Here is a 6,412-nt window from a genome sequence, read left to right as displayed (position 1 = left end):
CAGCCCCTTTATTTGTTTTATCCAAATATATAAAAACTAAGGCATTCTTAAGGAAATGGAGATATATATTAATAAGAGGATGTCATTCAAGGCATTGTTCTTCCTTTTGGTTGCTTTCTGGCCAATAAATAGTATAGTTATAAACATGAATCTATTTTTTTAGCTTTCAATGATTTCATAAAAAGGAGTTGGGTTTATGTCAATTCGAAAAGCAGTGATTCCGGCAGCCGGATTAGGAACAAGGTTTTTGCCGGCGACGAAAGCGCAGCCTAAAGAGATGCTGCCAATTGTTGATAAACCAACGATCCAATATATTGTTGAAGAAGCAGTTGCATCAGGAATTGAGGATATCATTATTGTCACAGGAAGAAATAAGCGGGCCATTGAAGACCACTTTGATTATTCCATTGAATTGGAGCTCGAGCTGGCAGAGAAGGATAAAATGGAATTGTTAAAAATGGTGAAGGATATTTCGAACATGGTGAATATCCATTATATCAGGCAAAAGAAACCGCTTGGGTTGGGCCATGCTGTTCAATGTGCCAGCCGGTTTATTGGCAATGAGCCATTTGCTGTGCTGTTGGGCGATGATATCGTGAAAAGCGAAATGCCTTGTTTAAAGCAATTAATGAATGTGTATGAGCAATATAAATGCAGTGTCATTGGAACAAAAATCATGCCTGATGAAGTGCTGAGTAAATATGGAGTGATTGCTCCCGCAAGTAAAAGTGTGTCAAATAAAATTGTCGAAGTACAAGGGATGGTTGAAAAGCCAAGAGAAAATGCACCGTCTAATTTTGCTATCATGGGACGATATATTTTGACTCCAAATATTTTTAAATATCTTGAAGAAGCGGAAGCTGGCTACGGCGGGGAAATTCAGCTGACAGATGCCTTAAGAAAACTTGCTGTAGAAGAAAAAGTCCTTGCCTACGCTTTTGATGGCGTTCGTTATGATGTCGGCGACAAGTTCGGCTTTTTGCAGGCAACAATTGAATTTGCTTTGGAAAGGGAAGACTTGCGAAGCACGCTTGTTGATTATTTAAAGGATCTCAGCAAGCAGGATTATAATCCCTACATAAAAAGGTAAATAAAAGAAAGACCCGCCGAAGATGCGGGTTTTTCCCTTATAATATAAGATAATATAATAATCACCTTCGGAATTGTACATTAAGCAAAAGTTAAGCTAAATGGATTAAATTAGTAATAGAACTTAGAATTGTAAAAAATAGATATGGTAGTATCTGTTTTAGTGGTTTGCTTAACAACCATTTTATAGCAAATGTTTAAAGTTTGTTTAAATATACATTAAGTTGGAGAAATTAAGGTGGGAAAATTCCTGTAATTTTGGAAGCATTGGTTGTTAAAAACATTGATTACCATTAGGTGTGTTACACTAAGTTAGTGCTGGGGATGCTTTTTAACGAATCTTTTTTGGAGGGATAACTATGAAGGAATTAATTTCAATAGTAGTTCCCATGTATTTTGAAGAAGAGGTAGCAGAGGTTTGTTATAATCGGCTAAAGAAAGTGATGGATGCTCATTCTATTCATTATGAGTTTATCTTTGTGAATGATGGAAGTACCGATCGGACAATCGATATTCTACATGAGATTGCAGAAAAGGATCATCAAGCAAAAATTATCGATTTTTCTCGGAATTTCGGCCACCAAACTGCAGTAACAGCCGGAATCGATTATGCAAGCGGTGATGCGATTGTCATCATTGATGCGGACTTACAAGATCCGCCAGAGCTGATTCCTAAGCTGATCGACAAGTGGAGGGAAGGCTATGATGTGGTGTATGCCAAACGGAACACGAGAAAAGGGGAGACCTGGTTTAAGCTGATTACTGCCAAGTATTTTTATCGGTTTTTAAATTTCATGTCGGATATTGATATTCCTAAAGATACGGGTGATTTTCGAATTATTGACCGTTCCGTTGCTGAAGTATTTAAGCGAATGACGGAGAGGAACCGGTTTGTCCGCGGGATGATTTCCTGGATTGGCTTTCGGCAAACCTATATTGAATACGAGCGGGATGAGCGTTTTGCAGGTGACACGAAATACCCTCTAAAGAAAATGATTAAATTTGCCTCTGATGGTATTATCGCTTTTTCAACCAAGCCATTAAGACTAGTCATGACCGTCGGGCTGGTTTCCGTATTCATTTCTTTCCTAGTGTTCCTTTACGCTATTATTGTCAAACTAACGGGCCGGCATGTGCAGGAAGGATGGACATCCCTTATGGTAGCCATCACTTTCTTCAGCGGCATCCAGCTTCTGGGAGTCGGAATCGTCGGACAATACGTCGCCAGAATCTACGATGAAAGCAAAAACCGCCCCATCTACATTGTCAAAGATCTCGTTAACTTAAAAGACGAAAACCATCTCAACCACTACAAAGAACATGCTAATAAAGAAATGGCCAAAACCCATTAACGGTGCCTGACACCAACAAAAACAGGCCGCACACTTTGATCGTGATGCGGTCTGTTATGCATGATTTGTTGATTTCAATATTTTTCTACATTTTTTAACAGTAGTCTATAAAATCTTCATAAAAATGAGTGGATCTTTACTTGTTTCTATGAGCGAAAATACTTCACTTCTTTTTGTGTTGAAGAAAATCCGTTTAAAACAAAAAAGTATTTTTCTGCATTTGGGTTAACGCCAAATTCATAATGAAAAAGGAGCATTTCTAATTGTTGAAAAAAATAGTGTGTTTTATGTTTTTTATTTTATTAAATATTTGAACTTTTTGTGGTGTTAAATTAGTTAATATGCCCATCAAGGCTTACTTTACCTTCTTCTTTCGATAGAAAATTAAACCACAGTTGTCGAAAGGCAATTTGGGGACCGTCTGCTAGGACATGAGCTTCCATTCGAAGTGCTTCAGGAATAGGTCTTGGATGCTGACTTTCTACTACAGATTGATCCTCATCCAATACTTTAAGGCTATAGTTGCTAAAAATTCTATCCAAGAAAGGAATAAATTTAACGAAATTACGTCCAGCATATCCTAATATTAGTGTTTGCTCTTCATCAATAGGTGTAAAAGTAACATAATTAAAGAATTTATTTTTAGATTGAACAGATGGTTTAAGTATCCATTGTTGAGGATACCAAAATTCTAGCGATGCACCATCATTGTAAATAATAATTCTATCTTCCTTATGTGAATACTGAAGTTGGGAGATTTCTGTTTTGGAGTTTTTCCCTATAGTCTTTTTGTGAACGAAACTAAGATGTGCTACATCTAGAACACTTTCTACCACTCTCGTATAGTGAGCGTTCCATTGTGCTTGATAGGGAGCTAATCGGTACTTCGAATCTTTTAACTCTGGAAATAACTGAAAATTCTGTATTTCTTTTGCGTTTGGATCGGGGAAAACCCAAATAATTCCAGCCTCTTCCCTTACCGGGAAGGACTTAGTATGAGCAAACTTAGGCACAGGCTTATGGGGTTGAGAGGGAATTTCTACACACGTCCCATCTTGATCAAACTTCCATCCATGGTAAGGACACATTAATTTGCCATCCTCTACACAACCTAAAGATAAATCTGCTCCTCTATGGGGACAATAGGCCAAGAGGGAATTTACTCTTCCTTGATTGTCACGAAATAGTACAAGATTTCTTCCAATCAATTTCTTTTGGATTGGTTTTTTTTTATTTCTGAAGAAAAAGCAACGGCATACCACGTTGAGGGGAAAACACGATTTATGTTATGTTGCATTCGTTTATTCCTCCTTTGACTTACAGTTTCCTTTAGTATACCCCTAATTATATTGTAATCAAAGAATATTTTTACATATTTTTTCACGGTATAGAAAACAATATAAAACAAAACGTGCTTTTTTAGCTGTAACTAATTTAATGGAGGGAATCATTTGGAACATTTAATTATCGCACGCTCATTATTTGGAACAACGATGGCAGTTCATATTATTTTTGCTACTATTGGAGTAGGCTTGCCAATGATGATATTGACGGCCGAACTACTTTATCAAAAAACAAAGGATATAGATTATTCCATTATGGCAAAAAGATGGACAAAGGCATTTGCCATTATATTAGGAGTGAGCATTCCAACTGGAACAATTGCGGGTTTGCAAATTACCTTATTATGGCCTGGATTTATGAAGGTTATTGGGACTGTAATGGCATTACCATTCCAAATTGAAATTTATGCATTCTTTTTAGAGGCATTGTTTATGTCTATTTATGTTTATGCTGCAGATAGAATTTCCCCTTGGATGAGAAATGTAAGCCTTCTTTTTGTAGCTTTAGGAGGTTTGGCATCAGCTGTATTAATAACGAATGTGCATGCTTTTGAAGGAACTCCAGCCGGATTTGATATTAAAAACGGGAAAATCGTTAATGTTGATCCCTGGGCAGCTTTTTTTAATCCAAGCTTTGGAATAAATGCCATACATGTCGCAGTTTCTGCTTACATTGTTGGAGGATTTATTGTTGCAATGGTAGCTGCTTATAAGATGTTAAAAAGTGAATCCGGAACGATCGTATATAAGTTTCATCAAAAAGCACTTATGGTTAGTCTCATTGTAGGAGGTCTTTTTTCTTTATTTACCGCATTAAGCGGACATGAAACCGCTCAATCTCTTTATAAGTATCAGCCTGAAAAATTAGCTGGAGCAGAAGGGTTATTTAAGACTCAAGCATATGCCCCTTTGACGATAGGCGGATACACGGACGTAAAAACTGAATCGGTAAAATGGGGAATAGAAGTGCCATGGGCATTAAGTTTCCTTGCAGGGAATCGTTTTGATACAGTTGTCAAAGGCCTAAATGATTTTCCTCAAAAATATTGGCCGCCCTTATTCATTCATACCCTTTTCAATGCAATGGTGGGGATTGGTATGTTTTTGCTTTTCATTGCAGTCTTCGGATTTTTTTGGAAAAAAATATTAAAAAGGGACCTTTTTCCCAAATGGTTACTTTGGGTTTATGTAGCCTGCGGTCCGCTTTCCATCTTAGGTATTGAATTTGGCTGGATTTTTGCATGTACGGGGAGACAGCCTTGGACCATTTATCGAAAACTATCAACAGCCGATTCGGTAACAACGGCCGGAAATCTAGGAATACTATTTATTTTGTTCGTTGCAATTTATATCGTTTTAGCAGTCACTGCGATTTTGGTTCTTTTATATTATTTTAAAAGAAATCCAGTCCTTGAAGATATTAATCGTACGGAGCAAAAGAATGTTTAAGTTTCAATTTGTGTTTTCTAAGGAGGAAAAATAGATGGATGTTTATCTGGCCATAACGATATTATGGGGATTTGTGTTTATATATTCTATTATGGGAACGATGGACTTTGGTGCTGGATTTTGGTCAATGCTATACATCAATAGAACGAAAACTAAAGCGACAAATATTGCTAATCGTTATCTTTCTCCAACGTGGGAAGTAACAAATACATTTATTGTAGCCTTAGTTGTCGCTATTTATAGCTTATTTCCTAAGGCTGCATTTACGCTTGGTACAATTTTGTTAATTCCTGGGAGCATGATCCTTTTACTGTTGTCGGTGAGAAGTGCTTTTCTAGTTTTTTCTCATATTGCTGAAGGGTATAAAAAACCGTTAACGTATATTTCGGGGATATGCGGAATTTTGATACCAGGTCTGCTTATCAGTGTTCTCCCTATTACACATGGGAATTTTGTAGCATTTTCAAATGGTCGCCCACAATTAAAATTAGCCAGTCTTTTTTCAAGCATGAATGAATATGCCTTCTTTATGTTTGCTATTTCTAGCACACTTTTTCTTTCGTCCCTTTTATTGGCGGATTATTCTAAAGCTTCGAATGAGAAGGATGCCTATAATACTTATCGAAGGGACGCTCTTATAATGGGACCTATATCTCTTATAACAGCAATTCTAATCATAATTACATTAAAAAGTGAAGGAAGATGGATTTATGATAAAATGATGCAAAATTTTCCACTTCTGATTTTGTCGGTATTCTTTTTTATTGCCGGTTTTGTAGGGTTACTAGTACCCTCATTTAAACCTGGGTATCAAGGAATGCCGAGACTTTCTGTTATCGCAGCTACCCTTCAATATATGATCGCAAGCTATGTCTATGGATACGCTCATTTACCGTACATAATCTATCCGGAGGTAACTATTCATTCCTCTTTTACTGATCCGAATTCTTTTCGGGCAGTTTTCGTCACTTACATTGTCGGATTTACTATGTTGTTCCCAGGTTTTATCTATTTTTGGAGCTTGTTTATGAATGATAAACGTTACCTTAGGAAAAAAACAAAAGTGGATAACTAGTGTAAGCATAAAATGAGTTGTTTTTGCTTCAACTTTTTCAAGTGTTATACATAAATTTTCACAACTCAGAGGGCATATTACAGATTTCACTAGTGTTGCATTAG

General features: G+C 36.7%; 5 protein-coding genes. 4 read left to right on the top strand and 1 reads right to left on the bottom strand.

The genetic code is table 11. The annotated features are described in order from the left end of the window. Positions 1-196: 196 nt before the first annotated feature. Positions 197-1,090, top strand: coding sequence for a UTP--glucose-1-phosphate uridylyltransferase GalU (gene galU, locus BFU02S_RS14200; RefSeq protein WP_066371944.1), 894 nt, complete (start codon positions 197-199; stop codon positions 1,088-1,090). 358 nt (positions 1,091-1,448) lie between these two features. After that, positions 1,449-2,441 carry a glycosyltransferase family 2 protein gene (locus BFU02S_RS14195; protein WP_066371939.1) on the top strand — a complete coding sequence of 331 codons (993 nt, stop codon included), beginning with the start codon at positions 1,449-1,451 and terminating at the stop codon, positions 2,439-2,441. A 332-nt stretch (positions 2,442-2,773) separates the two neighbouring features. Here BFU02S_RS14195 and BFU02S_RS14190 read toward each other — a convergent pair whose 3' ends face one another. Further along, entirely contained in the window at positions 2,774-3,649 is an 876-nt protein-coding gene (locus BFU02S_RS14190) for a Rieske 2Fe-2S domain-containing protein (protein WP_235842081.1), read from the bottom strand. A 243-nt stretch (positions 3,650-3,892) separates the two neighbouring features. Here BFU02S_RS14190 and BFU02S_RS14185 point away from each other — a divergent pair, with 243 nt between their 5' ends. Together BFU02S_RS14185 and BFU02S_RS14180 are read left to right on the top strand one after the other, a co-directional pair. Continuing rightward, positions 3,893-5,233 (top strand): cytochrome ubiquinol oxidase subunit I, encoded by a 1,341-nt coding sequence (locus BFU02S_RS14185; protein WP_066371937.1) that lies wholly within the window; start codon positions 3,893-3,895, stop codon positions 5,231-5,233. 34 nt (positions 5,234-5,267) lie between these two features. Further along, positions 5,268-6,308, top strand: coding sequence for a cytochrome d ubiquinol oxidase subunit II (locus tag BFU02S_RS14180; protein ID WP_066371935.1), 1,041 nt, complete (start codon positions 5,268-5,270; stop codon positions 6,306-6,308). Positions 6,309-6,412: the final 104 nt, after the last annotated feature.

The sequence above is a fragment of the Neobacillus fumarioli NBRC 102428 genome (assembly GCF_001591485.1).
Lineage (GTDB): Bacteria > Bacillota > Bacilli > Bacillales > Cytobacillaceae > Neobacillus > Neobacillus fumarioli.
The sequence above is the reverse complement of the archived record's forward strand: the minus strand, read 5'-3'. Positions and strand labels throughout refer to the sequence as shown.

Bases quoted from the DNA above. Each gene is read 5' to 3' on its own strand.
- BFU02S_RS14180 (WP_066371935.1), top strand. From the start codon at position 5,268: ATGGATGTTTATCTGGCCATAACGATATTATGGGGATTTGTGTTTATA.
- galU (WP_066371944.1), top strand. From the start codon at position 197: ATGTCAATTCGAAAAGCAGTGATTCCGGCAGCCGGATTAGGAACAAGG.
- BFU02S_RS14195 (WP_066371939.1), top strand. From the start codon at position 1,449: ATGAAGGAATTAATTTCAATAGTAGTTCCCATGTATTTTGAAGAAGAG.